The organism is Nocardioides sp. Z21_20 (assembly GCF_059766585.1).
In genome coordinates this window covers 412051-436557 of the sequence record NZ_JCBAJX010000002.1, presented here as the reverse complement: position 1 = coordinate 436557, position 24507 = coordinate 412051, and the positions used below count along the sequence as shown (strand labels likewise).

The window sequence follows — 24507 nt, the reverse complement described above, 5'->3', positions numbered from 1 at the left end:
TCTGTCCGACCGGAAGGACCCCATGGACCTCGACGAGATCAACCCGCCGCCGCGGCTGCTGATGGGCCCCGGGCCGATCACGGTCGACCCGCGGGTGCTGCGGGCCATGTCGGCCCAGCTCGTCGGGCAGTTCGACCCCGCGATGACCGCGTGCATGGGCGAGACGATGGCGCTCTACCGCGAGGTCTTCCGCACCGCCAACCCGCAGACGCTGCTGGTCGACGGCACCGCGCGGGCCGGCATCGAGGCCGCCCTGGTCTCGCTGCTCGAGCCAGGCGACCGGGTGCTGGTGCCGGTGCTGGGCCGCTTCGGGCACCTGCTCACCGAGATCGCGCAGCGCTGCGGCGCCGAGGTGCACACGATCGAGGTGCCCTGGGGCGAGGTCTTCACCCCCGAGCAGGTCGAGGAGGCCGTGCTCGCCGTGCGCCCCAAGGTGCTGGCGCTGGTCCAGGGCGACACCAGCACCACGATGTGCCAGCCGCTGGCCGACCTCGGCGAGATCTGCCGGCGCCACGACGTGCTGCTCTACTGCGACGCCACCGCCTCGCTGGGCGGCAACGTCTTCGAGATGGACGCCTGGGGCATCGACGTCGCCTCGGCCGGGCTGCAGAAGTGCCTGGGCGGGCCGTCGGGCAGCGCCCCGATCTCGCTGTCCCCGCGCGCGGTGGAGGTCGTCGAGGCCCGCCGCCACGTCGAGGCGGGTCTGCGCGAGGACCGCGAGGCCGCGCGCGGCACCCGGATCGCGTCGAACTACTTCGACCTGGCGATGATCATGGACTACTGGGGCGAGCGCCGGCTCAACCACCACACCGAGGCGACCAGCATGCTGTACGCCGCGCGCGAGTGCGCCCGGCTGCTGGTCGCCGAGGGGCTGGACGCGGCCGTCGAGCGGCACCGGCTGCACGGGGCCGCGATGCTCGCCGGCGTGCAGGGCCTCGGCCTGGGCGTCTTCGGCGACCTCGCCCACAAGATGAACAACGTGGTCGCCGTCCAGATCCCCGAGGGGGTCGACGGCGACGGGGTCCGCGCCGCGCTGCTCGACGACTTCGGCATCGAGATCGGCACCTCCTTCGGGCCGCTGCACGGGCGTGTCTGGCGGATCGGGACGATGGGCCACAACGCCCGCCGCGATGCGGTGCTGACGACGCTGGCCGCCCTCGAGCAGGTGCTGCGGGCCGCCGGCGTGGCGCTCACCGCCGGCGGCGGCGTCGGCGCGGCCCGGGAGGTGTACGCCTCGTGAGCACGCGCAACACCGCTGCGGAGGTGCTCACCCGCTGCGACGAGCTGGCCGCGCTCACCTCCACCCCAGGCTCGCTGACCCGGCTCCACCTGACCCCCGAGCACGCCCGGGCCAACGCCCTGGTCGCCTCCTGGATGCAGCGCGCCGGGCTGCGCACCTGGGTCGACGCGGCCGGCAACGTCTGCGGCCGCCTCGAGGGCCGCGCCCCCGGGCTGCCGGCGCTGCTGCTCGGCTCGCACCTCGACACCGTGCCCGACGCCGGGCGCTACGACGGGATGCTCGGGGTGGTGATGGCGCTGGCGGTGGCCGAGCGGCTGGCGGCCCGGGCCGAGGAGCTGCCGTTCGCCCTGGAGGTGATCGGCTTCGGCGACGAGGAGGGCGCCCGCTTCGGCACCGCACTGCTCGGCAGCCGGGCCGTGGCCGGCACCTGGGACGACGCCTGGTGGGCGCTCGCCGACGAGCACGGCACCTCCCTGCGCGAGGCGTTCACCGCGTTGGGGCTCGACCCGGCCCGGGTCGGCGAGGCGGCGCGCGCCTCCGGCGAGCTCCTCGGCTACCTCGAGGCGCACATCGAGCAGGGCCCGCACCTGGAGGAAGCGGACGCCTCCCTGGGCTACGTCACCACCATCGCCGGGGCGCGGCGGTTCCTGCTCACGATCCTCGGCGAGGCACGTCACGCCGGCGGCACGCCGTACCCGCGCCGGCGCGACGCCCTGGCCGGTGCCGGCGAGGCGATCACCACGATCGAGCGGCTCGGCCGGGCCTCGGAGTGCATCGCCACGGTGGGGCGGATCGAGGTGCACCCCGCAGCGGTCAACGTGATCGCCGGGCGTGCCGAGCTCACCCTCGACCTGCGCGCGGCCACCGACGCCGAGCGCGACGCGATGTGGGACACCATCCGCGCCGAGCTGGAGAGCCTGTGCGCCGCCCGCGGGCTGCGCCTGGAGGTCACCCAGACGCATGAGGCGCCGGCCGCCCCGTGCGCGGGGTGGCTGCAGGAGGCGGTGGTCGCCGGTATCGCGGCCACCGGGGACCGCACCCCGATGGCGCTGTGGAGCCGCGCCGGGCACGACGCGATGGCGCTCGCCGCCGCCGGCACCGACATCGCGATGCTGTTCCTGCGCTGCCACGACGGCATCTCCCACGCCCCCGACGAGGACGTCCGCGAGCTCGACGTGGCGCGCGGCCTCGACGCCTTCGAGGCGGCCGTGCTCGCGGTGGCCGCCCGCACCGCCGAAGCGCCGCGGTCATGAGGATCGACGAGCGGATCGCCGCCCACCACGCCGAGCTCTCCCCGCAGGAGCGGCGGGCCGCCGAGACGCTGCTGGAGCACCTCGACGACCTGGCCACCTACCGCGCCGCCGAGCTCGCGACGCTGGCCGGGGTGTCCAAGGCGACGATGAGCAGGCTGTTCCGCAGCCTCGGCTTCGCCGACTTCGACGAGGTCCGCGACCACCTGCGCGCGCTGCGCCAGGCCGGGGAGCCGCACCGCCTCGAAGGGGCACCCGACCTGGCCGCCCACGCCGGCGACGAGGCCGAGGCGGTGCTGCGCGCCCTGACCCAGCCACGGCTGGCGGAGGTGGTCTCCGGCCTGGCCGGCGCCCGGCGCGTCAGCGTCGTCGGCTGGCGCAACAGCCACCCGGTCGCGCTGCACCTGCGCTCCCAGCTGGCGCACGCCCGCCCGGACGTGCACCTGGCCCCCCTGCCGGGCCAGACGACCGGCGAGGAGCTCGCCGACCTGGGCCGCGGCGACGCGCTGGTCGTGATCGGCTTCCGCCGCCGTCCCGCCGGCTTCGCCGCGTTCATGGCCGAGGCCGCCGCCACCGGCGCCATGGTCGTCCTGGTCGCGGACCCCACCGCGCGCGAGCACGCGGCCCACGCCGACGTGTGGTTGGAGTGCCCGGTCGCCTCGGGGTTGGCCTTCGACAGCTACGCGGCCGCGATGAGCCTGGTCGGCGTGATCGCCGACGGCGTGCTCTGTGAGGTCGGCCGCGCCGCCCGTGCCCGGGTGGGCGCGATCAGCCGCTCCTACGGCCGGCTCGGGGAGGTGGAGTGATGGACCTGGGCACGGTGGCCTCGCTGCGCCCCGCGCGCACCCGCGCCGACCTCTCCCTGGCCCCGGGCGAGACGCTGCTGGCCGGCGGCACCTGGCTGTTCTCCGAGCCGCAGCCGCACACCACCGGGCTGGTCGACCTGACCACGTTGGGCTGGCCGGCCTGGGAGCTGATCGGCTCCGGCGCGGACCGGCGGCTGCGGATCGGCGCGACGTGCACCATCGAGCAGCTGCTCGCCGTACCCCCGCCGGTGCTCGGCTCGGCGCACCGGATGGTGCGCGCGTGCGCCGAGGCACTGCTGATGTCGTTCAAGGTCCAGCACGGCGCCACCGTCGGCGGGAACCTCTGCCTGGCCCTGCCCGCCGGCGCGATGATCTCGCTGATGGCCGCCCTCGACGCCGAGGTCGTCGTCTGGACCCCCGACGGCGGCGAGCGGCGCGAGCCGGTCGCCGGGTTCGTGACCGGTCCCGGTCGCACCACGCTCGCCCCCGGCGAGGTGCTGCGCGCCGTCGACGTGCCGGGCGCCGCCCTGGACCCGCGCCGGACGCTGCGCACCGCCTTCCGCAAGATCTCGCTGAGCCCGATCGGGCGCTCCTCGGCCGTGGTCACCGGCCGGCTGACGGACTCGGGCACCGTGCACCTGGTCTTCACCGCGGCCACCGAGCGCCCGGTCGGGCTATCGGTGTCCCCGGTGTCCGGCCAGCTGCCGCAGGCGCGACTCGAGGCGCTGCTCGGCGAGGTGGACTGCTGGTACGACGACCCGCACGGCCCCCGCGACTGGCGCCGGGCCGTCACCGGCGTGCTCGCGGTCGAGGTCTGCGCGGAGCTGCTCGAGGGGGGCATCCGATGAGCATGCTGGTCAACGGCGAGCCGGTCGACGCCGTCCCCGCCCCCGGGCAGTGCCTGCGCACGTTCCTGCGCGAGCACGGCAGCCTGGACGTGAAGAAGGGCTGCGACTCCGGCGACTGCGGCGCCTGCACGGTGCTGGTGGACGGCCACGCCGTGCACTCCTGCCTCGTCCCGGCCGTGCGCGGCACCGGCCACGAGATCACCACCGCCGCCGGGCTGGGCAGCCCCGAGGAGCCGCACCCGGTGCAGCGCCGCTTCGTCGAGGCGGGCGGCTTCCAGTGCGGCTTCTGCACGGCCGGGTACGTCGTGACCGCGGCGTCGCTGGCCGACGAGGAGGGCCGCCTCGACCCGCTGGCCGACGCCGACCAGGTCGCGCGGATGTTCAAGGGCAACCTGTGCCGCTGCACCGGCTACCGCTCCATCAAGGACGCCCTGCGCGGCACCGGCAACGTCGAGCGCGCCGGCTGCGGCGCCTTCGGCACCTCGCTGGCCGCCCCGGCGGGCCCGCGGATCGTGACCGGGCGGGAGCGCTACACCCTCGACCTGCCCGGCGACGGGGTGCTGCACCTCAAGCTGCTCACCAGCCCGCACGCCCACGCCCGGATCACCGCGATCGACACCGGCCGCGCCGAGGCGCTGCCCGGAGTTCGGTTGGTGCTCACCCACGCCGACGTGCCCGACGTGCTGTACTCCACCGGCCGGCACCAGAGCCGCCTCGACGACCCCGACGACACCCGGATGCTCGACGACGTGGTGCGCTACCGCGGCCAGCGGGTCGCCGCGGTGATCGCCGAGTCCGTCGCCGTCGCGGAGGCCGCACTGCGGCTGATCGAGGTGACCTACCAGCCGCTGCCGGCCGTCTTCGAGCCCGAGGCGGCGCGCGCGCCCGGGGCTCCCCTGCTGCACGGCGACAAGCCCACGACGCGCTCGCGGATCGCCGAGCCTCAGCGCAACGTCGTGGCCCAGACCCACGGCGAGGTCGGCGACGTGGGGGCCGGCCTCGCCGTGGCCGCCGCGGTCGTCAGCGGGACCTGGCGCACCGGCCGGGTCACCCACGCCGCCCTGGAGACCCACGGTGCGCGCGGCTGGATCGACGAGGACGGCCGGCTCGTGGTGCGCACCAGCACCCAGGTGCCCTACCTGGTGCGCGACGAGCTCGCCCACCTCCTCGGCCTGGACCGCGACCGGGTCCGGGTGCTGGCCGCCCGGGTCGGCGGCGGCTTCGGCGGCAAGCAGGAGATGCTCGTGGAGGACCTGGTGGGCCTCGCGGTGCTCCGGCTCGCCGAGCGCGGCGAGCCGGCCCCGGTGCAGCTGGAGCTGACCCGCGAGGAGCAGTTCACGCTGGTGCCGTGCCGCCACCCGATGCGCGTCGAGGTCACCCTCGGCGCCGACGCCGACGGCACCCTGACCGCGATGGTCCTCGACGTGCTCACCGACACCGGCGCCTACGGCAACCACGCGCCGGGCGTGATGTTCCACGGCTGCCACGAGTCGATCGCGCTGTACCGCTGCGCCAACAAGCGCCTCGACGCGGAGGCGGTCTACACCAACAACGTGCCCTCGGGTGCCTTCCGCGGCTACGGGCTGGGCCAGGTCATCTTCGCGATCGAGTCGGCGCTCGACGAGCTGGCCCGCGAGCTCGGCCTCACGCCGTACGAGATCAGGCGACGCAACGTGGTCGTGCCCGGCGACGACTTCGTGGTGAACGGGGCCCCCGACGCCGACCTGGTCTTCGGCAGCTACGGGCTCGACCAGTGCCTGGACCTGGTGGAGCGCTCCCTGGCGCAGGCCGAGCACCCGCTGCCCGACGGGCCCCACTGGGCCGTCGGCGAGGGCATGGCCGCCTCGATGATCGCGACGATCCCGCCGCGTGGGCACCACGCCGACGCGTGCGTCACGATCGCCCCCGACGGCGCCGTCACCGTCGAGGTGGGGACCGCGGAGTTCGGCAACGGCACCGCCACCGTGCACACCCAGATCGTGGCCGGCGAGCTCGGCGTGGACCCCGCGCGGGTCACGCTGCGCTCCAGCGACACCGACCTCGGCGGGCACGACACCGGCGCCTACGGCTCGACCGGCTCGGTGGTCGCCGGCGGCGCGGTCGCGGCGGCCGCCCGGTCCCTGCGCGAGGAGCTCGTCAAGCTGGCCGGCGGCGGTGAGCCCGGCCCCGACGGCGTGCGCCACGAGGACGATCGACTCACGCCGTACGACGTGCTGCTGGCGGCGCCGCTGAGCGCGGCCGGCGAGCACCACGGCTCGCCGCGCTCGGTGGCCTTCAACGTGCACGGCGCCCGGGTCGCGGTCGACCGGCGCACCGGGGAGGTCCGGATCCTGCACTCGGCGCAGGCCGTCGACGCCGGGGTGGTGATCAACCCCGAGCAGCTGCGCGGGCAGGTCGAGGGCGGCGTCGCCCAGGCGATCGGCAGCACGCTCTACGAGGAGATGATGCTCGAGGACGGCGAGGTGCTGACCCGCTCGTTCCGCGGCTATCGCGTGCCGCAGATGGCCGACGTGCCCGACACCGAGGTGCTCTTCGCCGACACCCACGACCTGCTCGGGCCGCGCGGCGCCAAGTCGATGAGCGAGGCGCCCTACAACCCGGTCGCCCCCGCGCTGGCCAACGCCGTACGCGACGCCCTCGGGGTGCGCCCGCACGAGTTGCCGCTGAGCCACGACCGGGTGTGGCGGCTCCTGCAGAACCCGAACCCCTCGACCCCTAAGGACGACGCATGAGCTCCGACTCCCTGTGGCTGGCCCACGCCATCGACCTGGCCGTCGCCAACGTCGCCGAGGGCGGCGGCCCGTTCGGGGCGCTCGTGGTGCGCGCGGGCGAGCTGGTGGCGACCGGGCAGAACCGGGTCACCCGCGACTTCGATCCCACCGCGCACGCCGAGGTGCAGGCGATCCGGGCGGCCGGGCGGGTGTTGGGCGACTTCTCCCTGGCCGGGTGCGTGCTCTACACCTCCTGCGAGCCCTGCCCGATGTGCGTGGCCGGCTCGCTGTGGGCGCGCCTGGACCGGGTGGTCTACGCCGCCGACCGCGAGGACGCCGCGCACGGCGGCTTCGACGACCGGGCCTTCTACGAGCTGCTCGCCCAGGACCGGGCCACCTGGCCGACCCGGGTCGAGCGCCTGGAGCTGCCCGATGCGGCGACGCCGTTCGCGGCGTGGCTGGCCGACCCGGCCCGAACCGACTACTGAGCTGCCTGAAACCTGCGCCGGCCGGGGTGAAACGAGCGTTTTAACGCGACCGAAACCTGCGCCGTCGGGGGCCGAAATCCGCCGCTCCTAGCGTCCCTCTCGTCTCGGAGGCTCGTCCACGACGTGCGCCGGCCCGGCGCAGAAACCAAGGAGTATCAACCATGACCCTGTCGTTCCAAGGCCGTCGCCGCGCGGCGAGCCTCACCGCCCTCCTCGTGGCCGGCCTCGCTCTCAGCGCCTGCGGCTCCGACGACGAGCCGGACTCCGCCGCCGCGGCCGAGGGCGCCGACCACGGCGCGATCACCGTGCAGCTGTCGTGGATCAAGAACGCCGAGTTCGTCGGGGAGTTCTTCGCCGACTCCAAGGGCTACTACGAGGACGCCGGCTTCAGCTCGGTGAAGCTCACCCCCGGCCCCGGCCCGATCGAGACCATGGTCGCCGCGGGCGAGGCCGACTTCGCGCTCAGCAACGCGGTCGCGACCGCCCAGGTCGTCGCCGCCGAGGACGCGCCGCTGAAGATCGTCGGCACGAAGTTCCAGAAGAACCCCTTCACGATCCTGTCGATGAAGGACGGCGGCGACATCGCCACCCCCGAGGACCTCGTCGGCAAGAAGATCGGCGTCCAGGCCGGCGGCAACGAGACCCTCTTCGACGCCCTGCTCGAGGTCAACGGCATCGACCCGGGCGACGTGACCAAGGTGCCGGTGGAGTACGACCCGTCCCCGCTCGTCGACGGCGAGGTGGACGGCTTCCTGGCCTACGTCACCAACGAGTCGATCACCCTGTCGATGGAGGGCCACGATGTCACCAACCTGCCCTTCGCCGACAACGGGCTGCCGTTCGTCGCGGAGAGCGTGATCACCACCGATCAGATGATCGCCGAGGAGCCCGAGAAGGTGAAGGACTTCCTCGAGGCCGAGATCCGCGGCTGGCAGGACGCGCTCGCCGACCCCGACGAGGGCGCCCGGCTGGCCGTCGAGGAGTACGGCGCGGACCTCGACCTCGACATGGACAAGGAGCTCGAGCAGTCCAAGGTGCAGACCGGCCTGATCGTCACCCCCGAGGTCGAGGAGAACGGCCTGTTCACGATCACCGACGAGCTGATCGCGCAGTGCATCGAGACGTTGGCGGCCGCCGGCATCGAGATCGAGGCCGACGAGCTCTTCGACCTCTCCCTGCTCGAGGAGCTCCTCGAGGAGAAGCCCGAGCTCACCGAGCTCCCCTCCTGAGAGCTGCGTGACCATGTCCGAGACCGTGACCGACACGGGCTCCGGCACCGTATCCGTGGGAGCCCCCAGCACGCCTGAGGGCTCCCACGGGACGGGGGTCCGGATCCAGAGCCTGAGCAAGACGTTCCGGGTGGGGCGCCGCAGCGTCCGCGCCCTCGACGACGCCACCCTGTTCACCGACAAGGGCAGCTTCCTGTCCCTGCTGGGCCCCTCGGGCTGCGGCAAGTCGACGATCCTGCGGATCCTCGCCGGGCTGGAGACGCCGACCTCGGGGACCGCGCTGGTCGAGGGCAAGACCCCGCTGGAGCTGCGCCGCGACCACGAGCTCGGCATCGCCTTCCAGGACTCCGCCCTGCTCCCGTGGCGCACGGTGCTCGCCAACATCCGGCTGCCCTTCGAGGTGTCCGGCCAGAAGCCCGACGACGCGCTGGTCACCGAGCTGATCCGCCTGGTCGGGCTGACCGGCTTCGAGAAGGCCAAGCCCGCCCAGCTCTCCGGCGGGATGCGCCAGCGCGTCTCCATCGCCCGCTCGCTGGTCGTCAAGCCCTCGGTGCTGCTGCTCGACGAGCCGTTCGGGGCGCTCGACGACATGACCCGCCAGCGGCTCAACGTCGAGCTGCTGCGGATCTGGACCGAGAAGCCGGCCACCACGCTGATGGTCACCCACGGCATCAGCGAGGCGATCTTCCTCTCCGACCAGGTCGCGGTGATGAGCGCGCGGCCGGGACGGGTCCAGGAGGTGATCGAGGTCGACCTGCCCCGGCCCCGGCTGCCCGAGATGATGCGCACCCCGGAGTTCCACGCGCTGCACGACCGGGCCTCGGAGCTGCTCTTCGGCAACCAGCCCGGCGCGGAGGACTGAGCCGATGCGCTGGTTCCCGCGGCCGAGCGCCCAGGCGACCCGCTCGGCGCTGATGGGCCTGGCCGGGCTGGTCGCAGGCATCGCGGTGTGGTGGCTGGCGGCAGCGACGCTGCTGGCCGACGCCCGGGTGCCGACCCCCGGCGGGGTGGTCGCCTCGATGCTCGACGACGGCTGGGACTTCTACTGGACCCACTTCGCGGTCACCGTCGAGGAGGCCGGCGTCGGCTTCCTCTACGGCAACCTGGCCGCGCTGCTGCTGGCCTCGCTGGTGCTGCTGGTGCCGTTCGCCGAGCCGGTGATCATGCAGGTCGCGGTGATCAGCTACTGCATCCCGATCGTGGCGATCGCGCCGGTGCTCTACATCGTGATCGGCGTCCCCGACCCCGGTCAGCGCTCCGGCACCGCGGTGGCGCTGGCCGCGCTGTCGGTCTTCTTCACCACGGTCGTCGGCACCGTGCTGGGCTACCGCTCGGCGGATCGGACCAGCCTCGACGTGGTCCGCGTGTACGGCGGGGGCCGGCTCCAGCAGCTGCGCCGCGTCCAGCTGGTGGCCGCGCTGCCCTCGATCCTGGCGTCGCTGCAGATCGCGGCGCCGGCCGCCTTCCTCGGCGCGATCCTCGGCGAGTACGCCGGCGGCATCGAGCGCGGGGTCGGGCTGGCGCTGAAGATCGCCCAGCAGAACATCGACGTCGAGCAGGCGTGGGGCATCGGGCTGGGCTGCGCCCTGGTCGCCGGCGCGGCGTACGCCGTGCTGGGACTGCTCTCCCGGCTGGTCACCCCCTGGTCGACGGGGGGCGCGCGATGAGCGGGCCGGCCACGCTCGGCCGGGCGGTGCTGCGGACCGTGGCCACGATGGCGTTCGTGCTCGGCGTGGTGGTGGTGCTGTGGGTGGTCGGGCTGCGCGCCTTCGGCGTCTCCGACTACGTCGGCAAGGGGCCCGGCGACGTGTGGGCCTACCTGGTCACCGACCCGGACGCCGCCGAGGTGCGCGCCGAGATCTGGCCGCTGCTGGGCAGGACCCTGACCGACTCCGCCATCGGCTTCGTGGCGGGGATGGCGGCCGCGGTCGTCCTGGCCGCCGCCATCGTGCTGTCCCGGCCGGTGGAGAGCGTGGTGATGCCGGTGGCGATGATCCTGCGCTCGGTGCCGCTGATCGCGCTGGCGCCGATCATCATCCTCTCGGTCGGACGCAGCGTGGGCGCCGTCGCGGTGATGAGCGGGATCGTGGTGCTCTTCCCGGCGCTGGTGAGCATCGTGCTGGGGCTGCGCTCGGTCTCGGCGCAGATGCGTGACGTGGTCCAGGTCTACGGCGGCGGCGCCTGGTCGGTGCTGCGCACCGTGGCGGTGCCCTCGGCCATGCCCGCGCTCTTCGCCTCGATCCGGATCTCGGTGCCCGGAGCGATCACCGGCGCGCTGCTCGCGGAGTGGCTGGCCACCGGCCAAGGCGTCGGGTACGCCGTGGTCTCGGCCGCCGCCCGCTCGCAGATCAACCGGGTCTGGGCGCTGGTCGTGGTGATCACCCTGGCCTCGCTGCTGCTCTACCTGCTCGCTCAGCTGATCGAGTCGCTGGTACTCGCCCGTCTCGGCGAGGAGACGCGATGACGCCGGCCGACGTCGAGACGCTGGTGGCCGCGCTGCCCAAGGTCAGCCTGCACTGCCACCTGATCGGCACGGTCGCGGCCGACACCGTGCTCGACCTCGCACGCAAACACGGCGTACCGATGACCGGGCCCTGGCAGGGACGCGACGCGGAGAGCCTCTACGACCATGCCAGCTACGAGGACCTCGGGGAGTTCCTGCGGGTCCTCGACCTGGTCGGCTCGGTGGTGCGCGACGTGGACGACTTCCACCGGATCACCTACGAGTCGCTGACCGCGGGCGGTGCGGCGCACCACGTGCTCTACCGCGAGATCCAGCTCAGCCCGCCCGGGCACCCCGGGGTCCCCTACCCGCGGCTGCTGGAGGGGGTGCTGGCCGGGATGCGCGACGCCCAGCACGACACCGGCATCGAGGCCCGGCTGGTGGTCGGCATCAACCGCGAGCGCAGCGGCGCGGAGGCGGTGGCGCTGGTCGAGGAGGTGATCGCGCACCGCGTCGACGAGGTGGTCGGCATCGGCCTGGACTACGCCGAGGTGAACGGGCCGCCCGGGGGCTTCGTCGAGGCCTACCGGCTGGCCGCGCGGCACGGGCTGCAGCGCACCGCGCACTCGGAGTCCGGGCCGCCGGGCCACATCCTTACGCTGCTCGACGACCTGGGCTGCAGCCGCGTGGACCACGGCTACCACGTGGTGGACGACCCCGAGATCACCGCGCGCTGCGTCGCCGAGCGGGTGCCGTTCACCTGCACCCCGGTCAGCTCCGACATCGGCCGCTACTCCGGCAGCGGCGACGGCAGCCACCGCCGGATCGCGCAGATGGTCGACGCCGGGCTGCGCGTGTGCATCGACTCCGACGACCCGCCGATGTTCGGCACCGACCCCACCCACGACTTCCGGGTGCTGGCGCACGCGCTGGGCTACGGCCGCGACGAGCTCGCCGGCTTCACCCGCAACGCCGTCGAGGCCTGCTGGCTCGACGAGACCGACAAGGCGGCGCTGGCCCGACGCGTCGAGCACGCCGTCGCCGCGATCCCCGACGACCCCCACCCCCAGGAGGACCCCGCATGAGCAGCACCGGCTTCCACGTCCCCACCGTCGACATCTCCTCCTACGTCGCGGGCGGCACGGCCGAGGAGCGCGCCCGGGCCGCGGCCGCCTTCGACGCGGCCGCCAGCACCGTCGGGTTCGTGCAGATCGTCGGGCACGGCGTCCCCGACGCGGTCCTCGCCGCGTTCGCCGACGCGCTGGACGGGTTCTTCGGCCTGCCGCTGGAGGCGAAGAAGGCCTACCGCACGCCGCCGGAGGTCAACCGCGGCTACGCCCCGCCCAAGACCGAGTCGCTGAGCCTGAGCCTGGGGATCGCCCCGGCGAACCGGATGAACGACTTCTTCGAGGCGTTCAACGTCGGGGCGGCCCGCTCGGACTTCCCGGGCCTGGACCTGCCGGCCGCCGACTACCCCGAGAACGTGTGGCCCCACGAGGTCGCCGGGTTCGTCGAGGCGGTCGACGCCTACTTCGACGAGGCCGCGCGGGTGGCGCGCACCCTGACCGGGCTGTTCGCCGACGCGCTCGGGCTCGAACCGGGCTTCTTCGCCTCCTTCACCGACCACAGCGTGGACGTGCTGCGGATGAACAACTACGCCCTCGAGCCCGGCGCCCTCGACCTGGACGGCGACCTGACCGGGATGGGCGAGCACACCGACTACGGCATCGTCACGGTGCTGTGGGCCGACCGGGTGGCGGGCCTGCAGGTGCTCGGCGGCGACGGCTCCTGGAACGACGTGATGCCTGCCGAGGGGGCGCTGCTGATCAACCTCGGCGACCTGATGGCCCGGTGGACCAACGAGCGGTGGATGTCGACGCTGCACCGGGTCAAGCCGCCGATCGTCGACGGCGCCGTCCAGCGGCGCCGCAGCGCGGCGTACTTCCACGACGGCAACATCGACGCCCTGATCGAGACCCTGCCGACCTGCATCGGCGACGGCTCGCCGTACCCCCCGATCACCGTCGGCGAGCACCTGCGCGCCAAGCTCGCCGGCTCCCGCGCCGGCGTCGCCAACGTCGCCGCCGAGCGCGAGGCCGCCCGGGTGATCGCCGCCCGGGCCGGCGGGTAGCCCGCGCCGCGCCGGGCACTGTCGGTGGCGTCGTGGATGCTGGCGCCATGGACGTGACTGGGATGGCGCTGGCGCTGGTGCTGCTGGTGGTGGGGATGGCGGCGGGTACGGCGCTGGGGGTGCTCTGGGCGCGTGGCCGGGCGCCGGCCTCCGCCGGGCTGCCGGCTGCCCTGGCGGCCCTGGAGCAGCGGGCGGCCGGCGACGCGGTGCTGCGCGAGGGCCTGGAGCGGATCGGCGACCAGATGCGCGACCTGGAGCACAACCGCGCGGTCTGGCAGGGTCAGCTGCACCAGCAGGTGCTCGACATGCGCCACACCGCCGACGGGCTGCGCCGCGAGACCCACGCGCTGTCCACCGCGCTGCGCAAGCCGCAGGTGCGCGGGCAGTGGGGTGAGCTGCACCTGCGCCGCGCGGTCGAGCTGGCCGGGATGGTGGACCGCTGCGACTTCGCCGAGCAGGTCGTCCTCGAGGGCGGTGCGCTGCGCCCCGACCTCGTGGTGCGCCTGGCCGGGGGCAAGTGCGTGGTGGTGGACTCGAAGGTCCCCCTCGACGCGTTCCTCGACGCCGCCGAGAGCGAGGACGACGACGAGCGCGACGCGCACCTGCGCCGCCACGCCCGGCAGCTGCGCACCCACGTCGACCAGCTCTCGGCCAAGCGCTACTGGCGCGCGCTCGAGGAGAGCCCCGAGTTCGTGGTGCTGTTCGTGCCCGCGGAGTCGTTCCTCTCCGCCGCCCTGGAGACCGACCGCGACCTGCTCGAGCACGCCGCGACCCGCCAGGTCGTGCTCGCCACGCCCACCACGCTGATCGCGCTGCTGCGCACGGTCGCCCACGGCTGGCGCCACGAGACGCTGGCCGAGCAGGCCCGCGAGATCCACCGCCTCGGCCGCGAGCTGCACGAGCGGATCGGCACCGTCGGGGGCCACCTCGACCTCCTCGGCCGCTCGCTGGGGACGGCGGTGAAGAGCTACAACCAGGCCGTCGGCTCGCTGGAGAGCCGGGTCCTGGTCACCGCGCGGCGCTTTCAGGACCTGTCGGTCACCGATGCCGAGCTGCCGAGTCCCCGCCAGGTCGAGGCCACCACGCGATCCCTGGGCGCCCTGGAGCTGCAGCCGGAGGGGGCGGCCGACGGGCCGGAGCTGGATCTCGACTCGGCGCGCCGCGCCCGCGGAGCCCGAACGGCGCCCTAGGTTGACCCCGTGAGCCAGACACGCTCCGTGTGGGCGCAGGGTCAGGAGCCGGGCGGACAGGTCGTCGTCCTCGGCGTGGCCGTCGCGCTCACCACCGTGGTGCTGGACCTCGCCCTGAGCGGCCGGCTCAGCCTCTTCTTCGACCTGTGCTTCATCGTGCTCTGCCTCGGGTTGGCGCTGCAGGTGCGCCCCGGGGACTTCTTCACCGTCGCCATCCTGCCGCCGCTGATCATGCTCGCGGTCTTCGCGCTGCTCGCGCTGGTCGCGCCGGGCACGATCGCCGACGAGCGCGACGGCGCGGTGCAGGCGGTGATCTCCGGGCTGTTCACCCACGCGACCTCACTGGCCGTGGGCTACGTGCTGGCGCTGGCCGCGCTCGCGGTCCGCACCCGCCGGCTGCCCGACTAGCCTTCGAACCGCTCAGGGTCGCCCGCCCCACGACGGAGCACCTCGGGCGCCCCGCTGGAGAAGTCCACGACGGTGGTCGACACGGCCGGGGTCTCGCCGGACTCGATGACGATGTCCACGTCGTGGTCGAGGTCCTCCTTGACCTCCCAGCCCATCGTCCGCGGGCCGTCCTCGCCGGGCAGGATCAGGGTGCTGGTCAGCAGCGGCTCCCCCAGCTCCTCCAGCAGCGCGGAGACCAGTGGGTGCCCGGGGATGCGGACGCCGACCGTGCGCTTCTTGGGGTGCATCAGCCGCTTCGGCACCTCGGCCGTGGCCGGCAGGATGAACGTGTACGGCCCCGGGGTGGCCGCCTTGATGGCACGGAACGCGGCGTTGTTGACCTGCACGAACTGCCCCAGCTGGGCGAAGTCGCGGCACATCAGCGTGAAGTGGTGGCGATCGTCGAGCTGGCGGATCCGCAGGATCCGGTCCCGGCCGTCGCGGTTGCCGAGCTGGCAGCCCAGCGCGTAGCCCGAGTCGGTCGGGTAGGCGATCAGCGCGTCGTCGCGCAGCGCCTCGACCACCTTGGTGATCAGCCGCGGCTGGGGATTGTCCGGATGCAGGTCGACATAGCGCGCCACCGGGTCGTCCCTCAGCCGCGCGCGGCGGCCTCGGCCGCGCGCAGGTCTCGGCGCAGCTCGACGGGCAGGGCGAAGATCAGCGACTCCTCGGCGCTGTGCACCGCCTTGGCGTCGGGGTAGCCGCGCTCGGCGAGGAAGGCGAGCACCCCGTCGACGAGCTCCTCGGGCACCGAGGCGCCCGAGGTCACCGACACGGTGCGTACGCCGTCGAGCCAGGCCTCGTCGATCTCGCTGGCGTCGTCGACGCGGTAGGAGGCCTTCGCGCCGGCCTCCAGCGCCACCTCGACCAGCCGCACCGAGTTCGAGGAGTTGCCCGAGCCGACCACGATCACCAGGTCGGCGCCGAGCGCGATCTCCTTGACCGCGAGCTGGCGGTTCTGGGTGGCGTAGCAGATGTCGTCGCTGGGCGGGTCGAGCAGCTTGGGGAACCGCTCCCGGATCGCGGCCACCGTCTCCAGGGTCTCGTCCACCGAGAGCGTGGTCTGCGAGAGCCAGGCCACCCGCTCGGGGTCGCGCACCACGATGTTCGGCACGTCGGCCGGGCTCTGCACCAGCTGGATGTGCTCGGGGGCCTCACCGGCGGTGCCCTCGACCTCCTCGTGGCCCTCGTGGCCGATCAGCAGGATGTCGTAGTCGTCGGCGGCGAAGCGCTTCGCCTCGTGGTGGACCTTGGTCACCAGCGGGCAGGTCGCGTCGATCGTCTTCAGCTCGCGTTCGGCGGCCTGGCGGTGCACTTCCGGGGAGACGCCGTGGGCGGAGAAGACGACCGTCTGGCCGGCCGGGACCTCGTCGAGCTCCTCGACGAAGATCGCGCCGCGCGACTCCAGGGTGGCCACCACGTGCTTGTTGTGCACGATCTGCTTGCGCACGTAGACGGGTGCGCCGTACAGGTCCAGTGCCTTCTCGACCGTGATCACCGCACGGTCCACGCCGGCGCAGTAGCCACGCGGCGCCGCCAGCAGCACGGCCTTCTCCGCCTCCTCGGGGGAGAGGACGGACGGGGTCCCCAGGTCGATGCTCATGCGCCACAGTCTACGGGCCGGGCGAGTCGTCGGCGCACCGTCGCTGAGGCCCCACCGCTGCCGCTCTGTCGGCGCGGTGACCTAGGCTCGCGGCCGTGGCCATGGAGACCTCCCCCCAGTCGCCGGCGCCCGTCCGGCAGATCGCCAACGCGATCGCGGGCTGGGTCGACCGGCTCGGGGCGGTCTGGGTCGAGGGCCAGGTGGCGCAGATCAGCCGCCGCCCGGGGCTCAACACCGTGTTCATGACGCTGCGCGACGCCGTCGCCGACATCTCCGTGCCGCTGACCTGCTCGCGCACCCTCTTCGACGGCCTCAACCCGCCGCTGGTCGAGGGCGCCAGCGTGGTCGTGCACGCCAAGCCCTCCTACTACGCCAACCGCGGGACGCTCTCGCTCTACGCCCGCGACATCAAGATGGTCGGCCTCGGCGAGCTGCTGGCGCGCCTCGAGCGACGCCGCCAGCTGCTGGCCGCCGAGGGCCTGTTCGCCCGCGAGCTCAAGCGCACGCTGCCGTTCCTGCCCGGCCTGGTCGGGCTGGTCACCGCCGCCAACTCCGCCGCCGAGCGCGACGTGCTGGAGAACGCGCGCCGGCGCTGGCCCGCGGTCCGCTTCGAGATCGCCTACGCCACGATGCAGGGGCAGCGCTGCGCGGGCGAGGTGATCGAGGCCGTCCAGCGACTGGACCGTGATCCGCAGGTCGAGGTGATCGTGATCGCCCGCGGCGGCGGCTCGGTCGAGGACCTGCTGCCCTTCTCCGACGAGGCGCTGATCCGCGCGGTCCACCAGGCCCGTACGCCGGTCGTCTCCGCGATCGGCCACGAGCCCGACCAGCCGCTGCTGGACCTGGTCGCGGACTGGCGCGCCTCGACCCCCACCGACGCGGGCAAGCGGGTGGTGCCCGACATGGCCGAGGAGCAGCGCGGCATCGTCGCCTCCCGGGACCGGTTGCGCAGTCTGCTCGGCCACTGGGTCGCCCGCGAGCAGGCGGGCCTGGACGCGCTGCGCTCGCGACCGGCGATGGCGGACCCGCGCAGCCTGCTCGACGACCGCGCCGAGGAGATCCTCCGGCTGCGCGAACGGGCCCGCCGCACCCTCGGCCACTCCCTCGACCGGGCCGCCGACGACACCGACCACCAGCTGGCCCGGGCGCGCGCCCTCTCCCCACTGGCGACGCTGCGCCGCGGCTACGCCGTGCTCCAGGACGCCGAGGGCCACGTGGTGACCTCCGTGGACGCGGTCAGCCCGGGCGCGGCGATCAGCGTCCGGGTGGCCGACGGCCGGGTGCACGCGCAGAGCACCGGGGTCGAGGCGCTGGCCCAGCCTGATCAAACCCAGCCTGATCAAACCCAGCCCGATCAACCCGAGCCCGATCAAACCGAGTGACGAGGAGAGCCATGCCTGAGCAGGGAGCCGAGCCGGTCGGCCCGGAGGTGGCGGGTCGCGAGGAGACCAGCTACGAGGACGCCCGCGAGGAGCTGATCGACGTCGTACGGCGCCTCGAGGCGGGCGGCACCACCCTGGAGGAGTCGCTGGCGCTGTGGGAGCGCGGGGAGCGGCTGGCCAAGATCTGCCAGCGCTGGCTCGACGGCGCCCGTCAGCGACTCGACGCCGCGGTGGCCGAGGAGGAGGACGCGCGCTGAGCGACCCCGCCCCGAGCCCCGATCCCCGCCTGGTCGCGCAGCTGCGCGGCGCCGGCTGCGTCTTCGCCGAGGACGAGGCCCGGCTGCTGGCCGGTGCGGCCGGCGGCAGCCGCGTGGAGCTCGAGCGTCTGGTGGCGCGCCGGGTCGCCGGGGTCCCGCTGGAGCACCTGCTCGGCTGGGTCGAGTTCGACGGACTGCGCCTGGCGGTCGACCCCGGCGTGTTCGTGCCGCGCCGCCGCACCGAGCTGATGGTCACCGAGGCCCTGCGCCTGCTCGAGGGTCCCGCCCCGGCCACCGCCGGAGCGGACGCCCCGGTGCTGGTCGAGCTGTGCTGCGGCGCCGGCGCGGCCGGTACGGCGCTGGCTCATCGCCTGCTGGCGCGCGGGATCCGGCCCGAGCTGCACGTGGCCGACGTCGAGGTCGCCGCGGTCGCCTGCGCCGGGCGCAACGTCGCCGGCGTCGGCGGCACGGCTCACCACGGCGACCTGGACGCGCCGCTCCCCCGGCGACTGCTCGCCCGGGTGCGGGTGCTGCTGGCGAACGCCCCCTACGTGCCCACCGCGCAGATCGCGACGATGCCGCCCGAGGCCCGGCTGCACGAGCCGCGGGTGGCGCTCGACGGCGGGCGCGACGGCCAGGACGTGCAGCGCCGGGTGATCGCGGCGGCCGGGCGGTGGCTGGCTCCCGGCGGACACCTGCTGGTGGAGAGCGCCGCCCATCAGGCCGGCGCTGCCGCCGCCCTGATGCGGACGGCGGGGCTGAGTGCGCACGTCGTGGCCGACGACGAGCGCGACGCGACCGTGGTGGTGGGCACCCGACCCGCCGGACCGCGCAGCGCCGCGGGCCTCAGCGCGGCTCGGTGGTGAGGGACTCGGCCATGTCGGTGAGGGTCTCGCGGTCGGTGCGGCCGTAGACCAGCACCGTGGTGCCGTCCACCTCGGCGACGAGCAGGACGTCCTCGTCGGGCGCGTCGAAGGTGCGCCACTCCTCGGCCACCGCACCGGGGGTCCGGATCGCCTCGCCCTCCTCGACCTCGGAGGCGTCGGCCTCGCCGACGGCGAACTCGATCATCTCCTCGACCGAGCGGTCCTCCTGGCGCACGCCGACGAAGCGCTCCTCGTCACTCAGCATCCCCAGGCGCCAGACCGGCCGCTCGCCCCCGCTGGCGCCGGCGCTGGTGGCGATCCAGCCCTCGGGCAGGCTCGGCGGGTAGACGACCTCCACCCCGTTGGCCTGGGCGGCGTCGACGTACTCGAGGTACTCCAGCGCCTCCGGCTCGACCACGAGCTCGGTGCGGAACAGCGCGCGGTACCCCACGAAGGCGCCGACCGCGAGCAGCAGCACGATCATCGCCCCGATGAGTCCGCCGGTGCTGCGTTGGTAGCGGCCAGGCTTCTCACTCACGGCACTATCCTCACAGTTCGTTGACGAAGGCGCCGGGCCGGGACCCCCGACGCAACCCGGAACCGGACAGGTCGATCACAGCATCTGCGGATGAAACTCCCAATTCGACCCGCAGGTGCGGCACACTTCTCCCGTGACAACGTACCGAATCGCGGAGGCAGCGGATCTGCTCGGGGTGAGCGACGACACCGTGCGCCGCTGGGTCGACGGCGGCCGGCTGCCGGCCGAGACCGACTCCGGTCGCACGGTGATCCGCGGCACCGACCTCGCCGTGCTGGCCGAGTCGCTGGCCGACCACCCCGACCGGGCCCTGACCCGGGCCTCCGCGGTGAGCGCGCGCAACCGGCTGCCGGGGATCGTCACCCGGGTCAAGAAGGACACGGTGATGGCCCAGGTCGAGCTGATCTGCGGGCCCTACCGCCTGGTCTCGCTGATGAGCAGCGAGGCGGCCGACGAGCTCGGCCTGGAGCCGGGCGCCCGGGCGATCGCCTCGGTCAAGTCGACCAACGTGATCGTGGAGCGCCCGTGAGCCGGCCGGCGCGACTGCTGCTCGCCGCCGTCCTGGTGGCGATCCCGGCGAGCGCGTGCACCGGGGAGAGCGACGAGCCGGGGGGCCGGCTCACGGTCCTGGCCGCCGCCTCGCTCACCGAGACCTTCACCGCCCTGGCCGCCGACTTCGAGGCCGACCACCCCGGGGTCACCGTCGACCTCGCGCTGGACTCCTCGGCCACGCTGGCCGCCCAGGCCGCCGAGGGTGCCCCCGCCGACGTCCTGGCCACCGCCGACCTCGCCACGATGACCGCCGCCGAGGACGCCGGCGCGCTGGCCGGCCCGGCGACCCCGTTCGCGAGCAACTCGCTGGTGCTGGCCACCCCTGCCGACAACCCCGCCGACCTCGCCTCGTTCGCCGACCTCGAGCGCGAGGACGTGACCTACGTCGTCTGCGCCCGGACCGCGCCGTGCGGAGCCGTCGCCGCCGAGGTCCTCGACGAAGGCGGGATCGGACACGAGCCGGCCAGCCTCGAGGTCGACGTCAAGGCGGTGCTGGCCCGGCTGCTGTCCGGGGAGGCGGACGCCGGGCTCGTCTACGCCACCGACGCGAAGGCGGCCGGCGAGCGGGTGCGGGTCTTCGACGTGCCCGGAGCCGGCGCGCACACCACGACGTACCCGCTGGCGGTCCTGGAACAGTCCGAGGAGCCCGACCTGGCCCGCGAGTTCGTGGAGCTCGTCGTCTCGCCCGAGGGGCGCGCGGTGCTCGAGGCGGCCGGGTTCACCGCCGCCTCCGGCCAGGACGGTGGAGCCTGAGGTGACCCGTCCCGCCGGCCCGCTCCTGGGCCGCCCACCGGTGGTGCTCGTCGTCCCGGCCGCGATCGCCGCCCTCTTCCTGGTGATCCCGCTGGTCACGCTGGTGCTGGACACGCCCTGGGGGTCGTTCCTCGCGCAGCTGCGCAGCGCGGCCGTCCTCGACGCGCTGTGGCTCAGCGCACTGACCTCGGGCGCCACGGTGCTGGCCTGCCTGCTGCTCGGCACCCCGCTGGCCTGGCTGCTGGCCCGCGTCGACTTCCCGGGCCGGGCGCTGCTGCGCGCGGCGGTGACCGTGCCGCTGGTGCTGCCGCCGGTGGTCGCCGGCGTCGCGCTGGTCACCGCCCTGGGCCGCAACGGGCCCCTCGGTTCGCTGGTGCGCGAGCTGACCGGGCAGAGCGTGCCCTACACCACGACGGCCGTGGTGCTGGCCCACACCTTCGTGGCGCTGCCGTTCTACGTGATCGCGGTCGAGGGTGCGCTGCGCGCCTCCGGCGCCGGCTACGACGCGGTGGCCGCCACCCTGGGGGCGACCCGGTGGACCACGTTCCGCCGGATCACCCTGCCGCTGGCGATGCCCGGGATCATGGCCGGCGCGGTGCTGGCCTGGGCCCGCTCGCTCGGCGAGTTCGGCGCCACCATCACCTTCGCGGGCAACTATCCGCGCACCACGCAGACGATGCCCTCGCTGATCTACACCGAGCTCCAGCGCGACCCCGAGGTCGCCCGCACCCTGAGCATGATCCTGCTGATCGTCTCGGTGGCGATCCTCGCGGCGCTGCGCAACCAGTGGCTGGTGCGCTCGTGAGCACGCTGCGCGCCCGGATCGAGGTCCCCGGCCGACTCGCCGCCACCCTAGAGGCCTCGCCGGGCGACGTGATCGCGGTGATCGGGCCCAACGGCGCCGGCAAGAGCACGCTGCTGCGGGCGCTGGCCGGGCTGCTCCCCCACGACGGCGAGCTCACCGTCGACGGGCAGCCGTGGTCCTCTCCGCCGCTGCCGGCCCGGCTGCGACGCGTCGGCCTGGTGTTCCAGGACCAGGCGCTCTTCCCCCACCTGAGCGCCCTGGAGAACGTGGCCTTCGGGCTGCGCAGCCGCGGGACGCCGCGCCGCGAGGCGCGTGCGCAGGCCGCGGCCTGGCTGGACCGGCTCGGCGTCGGGCCGCTCGCCCACCGCCGCCCAGGGCAGCTCTCCGGCGGCCAGGCCCAGCGGGTCGCGATCGCCCGGGCGCTGGCCACCCGCCCGGCGCTGCTGCTGCTCGACGAGCCCTTCGCCGGGCTCGACGTCGGGGTGGCGACCGCACTGCGCATCGAGCTGGCCGGCCACCTCGCGGCGTACGACGGGATCACGCTTCTGGTCACCCACGACGCGCTCGACGCGCTGACCCTGGCCGACCGGGTGCTGGTCCTCGACGAGGGCAGGGTCGCCCAGGAGGGATCGCCCGCGGAGGTGGCGGCGCGTCCGCGCACCGAGCACGTGGCCAGGCTGGTGGGCCTCAACGTGCTGCGCGAGGACGACGACCTGGTCGCCTTCGGCCCGCACGAGGTCACCGTCTCGCTGGCCGAGCCGGTGGGCTCGGCGCGGCACCGCTGGCACGGCACCGTGCGCAGCGTCGTGCCGCACGGCGGCGCCGTGCGGGTGCTGGTCGGCGCCGAGCGCGACCTGCTCGCCGACGTCACCCCCGGCGCCGCCACCGAGCTCGGCCTGGTGCCCGGGCGCGAGGTCTGGCTGAGCGTCAAGGCCACCTCGGTGCGGCGCTACCGCGCGGACACGACGCAGCGACCCCCCGCGCAGAGCCGGTAGGGTGCGGGCATGTCTGCGAGCGTGCCTCCCGAGCTGTCCGTGTCCGCCCAGGTTCCCGACCGCAACCTCGCTCTCGAGCTGGTGCGGGTCACGGAGGCGGCCGCGATGGCGGCCGGCCGATGGGTCGGGCGCGGCGACAAGAACGGCGCCGACGGCGTCGCGGTCAACGCGATGCGGGTGATGATCTCCACGATCGGCATGCGCGGCACCGTGGTCATCGGCGAGGGCGAGAAGGACAACGCGCCCATGCTCTACAACGGCGAGGAGGTCGGCGACGGCACCGGCCCCGAGTGCGACGTGGCCGTCGACCCGATCGACGGCACGACGCTGACCGCCAAGGGCATGAACAACGCGGTCGCGGTGCTGGCGGTCGCGCCGCGCGGCACGATGTACGACCCGTCCGCGGTCTTCTACATGGAGAAGCTGGTCGCCGGGCCCGAGGCCGCCGACGTCGTCGACATCCGGCTCCCGGTCGCGGAGAACATCCACCGGGTCGCCAAGGCCAAGGGCTCCACCCCCGAGGACGTCACGGTGGTGCTCCTCGACCGCCCCCGCCACGAGAAGCTGGCCCAGGAGATCCGCGAGGCGGGAGCCCGGATCAAGTTCATCTCCGACGGCGACGTCGCCGGCGCGATCATGGCCGCGCGCCCCAACACCGGCATCGACCTGCTGCTGGGCGTCGGCGGCACCCCCGAGGGCATCATCGCGGCCTGCGCGATGAAGTGCACCGGCGGCGTCATCCAGGCCCGGCTGTGGCCCCAGGACGACGACGAGCGCCAGCGCGCCCTCGACGCCGGGCACAACCTCGACCCCGACTTCGTGCTCTCCACCGACGACCTGGTGACCGGCGACGACTGCTTCTTCGTGGCCACCGGCATCACCGACGGCGAGCTGATGCAGGGCGTGCGCTACCGCGCCGGGGCAGCCACCACGGACTCGCTGGTGATGCGCTCGCGCAGCGGCACGATCCGCCGGATCACCTCCGAGCACCGCCTGGAGAAGCTACGCGCCTACTCGGCCATCGACTTCGACCACTGAGCCTTCGACCACTGAGCCTTCGCCCCCTGAGCCCAGGGGGCTGTGCCCCAGCCGGGCCGCGTGCGCCGCGTGCCGGCCCAGCGCCTGGACGACGGCGTCGCGCACCCGCGGGTCCACCGCCATCCCGATGTGGGAGGCGGTGACCTCGACCGGGTGCGCCAGCGGGTCCACGCAGGCGCGCCAGTCGACGATGCCGTCGCGCCTGGAGTAGATCGAGGTGAAGCCGATGTGTGGGGCCAGCGCCAGCCGGCCGTCCTCGAAGCTCTGCCGCGCGCACGCTCCGGCCACGCACTCGGCGGCCATCACCCCGCGCACGCCGGCGCGGCTGAGCCGCACCAGCACGTCGACGCTGGCGCTGAGGCTGATGTGGTGGGCGCCGGGGGCCAGCGACGGGCTGCCCATCGTGACGATCCCGGAGACGAGATCGGGACGCCGCGCGGCGAGCCCGCGGGCGAGCATCCCGCCCAGGCTGTGCCCGACGATCTGGACCTTGCTCTCGCGGCGTTGGGCGACCTGGTCCAGGCGCCGCTCGAGCTGGGCGGCGGCGTCGAGGGTGCAGCCGATGTTGGCGCGGATCTGCGAGCGGTAGGTGCGGTAGCCCAGGTGCCGCAGGGCCCGCGACATCATCGCCAGCGAGGCGTCCCCGGCCAGGAACCCCGGCACCAGCACCACCGGATCGCCCCCGCGCAGCGGGACCCGGTCCACGTACGGCGTGGCGCGGCGCGCGTGCCGCTCGCCCAGGTGCCGCGCCAGGTAGCGGGCCGACTCCGGCAGCAGGCTCGCCTCGCGCAGCACGGCCGCCGCGGGAGGCGGCGCGAAGCCGTGTGGGGTGAGGAACGCCGCCAAGGGTGAGCCCATAGCGCTCGACGGTAGGCCCGCGGAGGGCCCCGTGTCTGCATTTTGCGGACCTGGGGTGTTCCACATCCCCCATTTGG

The 24507-nt window shown here is 74.2% G+C and carries 26 protein-coding genes; 22 read left to right on the top strand and 4 right to left on the bottom strand.

Going from position 1 to position 24507, the window contains the following annotated elements; genetic code table 11:
• Positions 1–22: 22 nt before the first annotated feature.
• From AC6EH9_RS05750 to AC6EH9_RS05685, 14 genes are all read left to right on the top strand, one after another.
• Entirely contained in the window at positions 23–1240 is a 1218-nt protein-coding gene (locus tag AC6EH9_RS05750) for a pyridoxal-phosphate-dependent aminotransferase family protein (protein WP_498421420.1), read from the top strand.
• On the top strand, positions 1237–2493 hold the full coding sequence (locus tag AC6EH9_RS05745; RefSeq protein WP_498421418.1) for an allantoate amidohydrolase: 1257 nt from the start codon (positions 1237–1239) through the stop codon (positions 2491–2493). The genes AC6EH9_RS05750 and AC6EH9_RS05745 overlap by 4 nt, the downstream gene beginning before the upstream one ends.
• Positions 2490–3296 carry a MurR/RpiR family transcriptional regulator gene (locus AC6EH9_RS05740; protein ID WP_498421416.1) on the top strand — a complete coding sequence of 269 codons (807 nt, stop codon included), beginning with the start codon at positions 2490–2492 and terminating at the stop codon, positions 3294–3296. The genes AC6EH9_RS05745 and AC6EH9_RS05740 overlap by 4 nt, the downstream gene beginning before the upstream one ends.
• On the top strand, positions 3296–4144 hold the full coding sequence (locus AC6EH9_RS05735; RefSeq protein ID WP_498421414.1) for an FAD binding domain-containing protein: 849 nt from the start codon (positions 3296–3298) through the stop codon (positions 4142–4144). The genes AC6EH9_RS05740 and AC6EH9_RS05735 overlap by 1 nt, the downstream gene beginning before the upstream one ends.
• On the top strand, positions 4141–6876 hold the full coding sequence (locus tag AC6EH9_RS05730) for a molybdopterin-dependent oxidoreductase (protein WP_498421412.1): 2736 nt from the start codon (positions 4141–4143) through the stop codon (positions 6874–6876). The genes AC6EH9_RS05735 and AC6EH9_RS05730 overlap by 4 nt, the downstream gene beginning before the upstream one ends.
• Positions 6873–7343 carry a nucleoside deaminase gene (locus tag AC6EH9_RS05725; protein WP_498421410.1) on the top strand — a complete coding sequence of 157 codons (471 nt, stop codon included), beginning with the start codon at positions 6873–6875 and terminating at the stop codon, positions 7341–7343. Before AC6EH9_RS05730 ends, AC6EH9_RS05725 begins: the two co-directional genes overlap by 4 nt.
• A 161-nt stretch (positions 7344–7504) precedes the next feature.
• A complete protein-coding gene (locus AC6EH9_RS05720) occupies positions 7505–8572 on the top strand; it encodes an ABC transporter substrate-binding protein (protein WP_498421406.1) in 1068 nt (355 codons plus the stop codon).
• 13 nt (positions 8573–8585) lie between these two features.
• Entirely contained in the window at positions 8586–9434 is an 849-nt protein-coding gene (locus AC6EH9_RS05715; RefSeq protein ID WP_498421404.1) for an ABC transporter ATP-binding protein, read from the top strand.
• A gap of 4 nt (positions 9435–9438) precedes the next feature.
• Positions 9439–10239: an ABC transporter permease gene (locus AC6EH9_RS05710; RefSeq protein ID WP_498421401.1), complete on the top strand. Its 801-nt coding sequence runs from the start codon at positions 9439–9441 to the stop codon at positions 10237–10239.
• Complete coding sequence (locus AC6EH9_RS05705; protein WP_498421399.1) at positions 10236–11036, top strand: ABC transporter permease; 801 nt, start codon at positions 10236–10238, stop codon at positions 11034–11036. The genes AC6EH9_RS05710 and AC6EH9_RS05705 overlap by 4 nt, the downstream gene beginning before the upstream one ends.
• Positions 11033–12100: an adenosine deaminase gene (gene add, locus AC6EH9_RS05700; protein WP_498421397.1), complete on the top strand. Its 1068-nt coding sequence runs from the start codon at positions 11033–11035 to the stop codon at positions 12098–12100. Before AC6EH9_RS05705 ends, add begins: the two co-directional genes overlap by 4 nt.
• Entirely contained in the window at positions 12097–13146 is a 1050-nt protein-coding gene (locus AC6EH9_RS05695; protein ID WP_498421394.1) for an isopenicillin N synthase family dioxygenase, read from the top strand. The genes add and AC6EH9_RS05695 overlap by 4 nt, the downstream gene beginning before the upstream one ends.
• A gap of 47 nt (positions 13147–13193) precedes the next feature.
• Positions 13194–14336: a DNA recombination protein RmuC gene (locus tag AC6EH9_RS05690; RefSeq protein WP_498421392.1), complete on the top strand. Its 1143-nt coding sequence runs from the start codon at positions 13194–13196 to the stop codon at positions 14334–14336.
• A gap of 9 nt (positions 14337–14345) precedes the next feature.
• On the top strand, positions 14346–14744 hold the full coding sequence (locus tag AC6EH9_RS05685) for a DUF6542 domain-containing protein (protein WP_498421390.1): 399 nt from the start codon (positions 14346–14348) through the stop codon (positions 14742–14744).
• Here AC6EH9_RS05685 and AC6EH9_RS05680 read toward each other — a convergent pair.
• Entirely contained in the window at positions 14741–15364 is a 624-nt protein-coding gene (locus AC6EH9_RS05680; protein WP_498421387.1) for an L-threonylcarbamoyladenylate synthase, read from the bottom strand. The genes AC6EH9_RS05685 and AC6EH9_RS05680 overlap by 4 nt on opposite strands.
• Before the next feature lie 11 nt (positions 15365–15375).
• Entirely contained in the window at positions 15376–16386 is a 1011-nt protein-coding gene (locus AC6EH9_RS05675; protein ID WP_498421385.1) for a 4-hydroxy-3-methylbut-2-enyl diphosphate reductase, read from the bottom strand.
• Between the two features lie 95 nt (positions 16387–16481).
• Here AC6EH9_RS05675 and xseA point away from each other — a divergent pair, with 95 nt between their 5' ends.
• From xseA to AC6EH9_RS05660, 3 genes are read left to right on the top strand one after another with little or no spacing between them, the layout of a single operon-like run.
• Complete coding sequence (gene xseA / locus AC6EH9_RS05670) at positions 16482–17768, top strand: exodeoxyribonuclease VII large subunit (protein WP_498421383.1); 1287 nt, start codon at positions 16482–16484, stop codon at positions 17766–17768.
• An 11-nt stretch (positions 17769–17779) separates the two neighbouring features.
• Positions 17780–18025 carry an exodeoxyribonuclease VII small subunit gene (locus tag AC6EH9_RS05665; RefSeq protein WP_498421382.1) on the top strand — a complete coding sequence of 82 codons (246 nt, stop codon included), beginning with the start codon at positions 17780–17782 and terminating at the stop codon, positions 18023–18025.
• On the top strand, positions 18022–18891 hold the full coding sequence (locus AC6EH9_RS05660; RefSeq protein ID WP_498421687.1) for a putative protein N(5)-glutamine methyltransferase: 870 nt from the start codon (positions 18022–18024) through the stop codon (positions 18889–18891). The genes AC6EH9_RS05665 and AC6EH9_RS05660 overlap by 4 nt, the downstream gene beginning before the upstream one ends.
• Here AC6EH9_RS05660 and AC6EH9_RS05655 read toward each other — a convergent pair.
• On the bottom strand, positions 18872–19429 hold the full coding sequence (locus AC6EH9_RS05655) for a DUF4245 domain-containing protein (protein WP_498421380.1): 558 nt from the start codon (positions 19427–19429) through the stop codon (positions 18872–18874). The genes AC6EH9_RS05660 and AC6EH9_RS05655 overlap by 20 nt on opposite strands.
• Positions 19430–19562: 133 nt before the next feature.
• On the opposite strand from AC6EH9_RS05655, the gene AC6EH9_RS05650 reads away from it, so the two are divergent.
• The 5 genes from AC6EH9_RS05650 to glpX are packed head-to-tail and all read left to right on the top strand — an operon-like array spanning position 19563 to position 23572.
• Positions 19563–19958, top strand: a complete 396-nt coding sequence (locus AC6EH9_RS05650) for a TOBE domain-containing protein (RefSeq protein ID WP_498421378.1) — start codon at positions 19563–19565, stop codon at positions 19956–19958.
• Positions 19955–20734: a molybdate ABC transporter substrate-binding protein gene (gene modA / locus AC6EH9_RS05645; RefSeq protein WP_498421376.1), complete on the top strand. Its 780-nt coding sequence runs from the start codon at positions 19955–19957 to the stop codon at positions 20732–20734. The genes AC6EH9_RS05650 and modA overlap by 4 nt, the downstream gene beginning before the upstream one ends.
• A gap of 1 nt (position 20735) precedes the next feature.
• On the top strand, positions 20736–21539 hold the full coding sequence (locus tag AC6EH9_RS05640) for an ABC transporter permease (RefSeq protein WP_498421373.1): 804 nt from the start codon (positions 20736–20738) through the stop codon (positions 21537–21539).
• Positions 21536–22534, top strand: coding sequence for an ABC transporter ATP-binding protein (locus tag AC6EH9_RS05635; RefSeq protein WP_498421370.1), 999 nt, complete (start codon positions 21536–21538; stop codon positions 22532–22534). Before AC6EH9_RS05640 ends, AC6EH9_RS05635 begins: the two co-directional genes overlap by 4 nt.
• A gap of 9 nt (positions 22535–22543) precedes the next feature.
• Positions 22544–23572 carry a class II fructose-bisphosphatase gene (glpX, locus tag AC6EH9_RS05630; protein WP_498421368.1) on the top strand — a complete coding sequence of 343 codons (1029 nt, stop codon included), beginning with the start codon at positions 22544–22546 and terminating at the stop codon, positions 23570–23572.
• Here the strand turns inward: glpX and AC6EH9_RS05625 are convergent.
• The gene (locus tag AC6EH9_RS05625) at positions 23537–24430 is read right to left on the bottom strand and encodes an esterase/lipase family protein (RefSeq protein ID WP_498421366.1); all 894 of its coding nucleotides are present in this window, start codon (positions 24428–24430) and stop codon (positions 23537–23539) included. The genes glpX and AC6EH9_RS05625 overlap by 36 nt on opposite strands.
• Between the last annotated feature and the right edge of the window lie 77 nt (positions 24431–24507).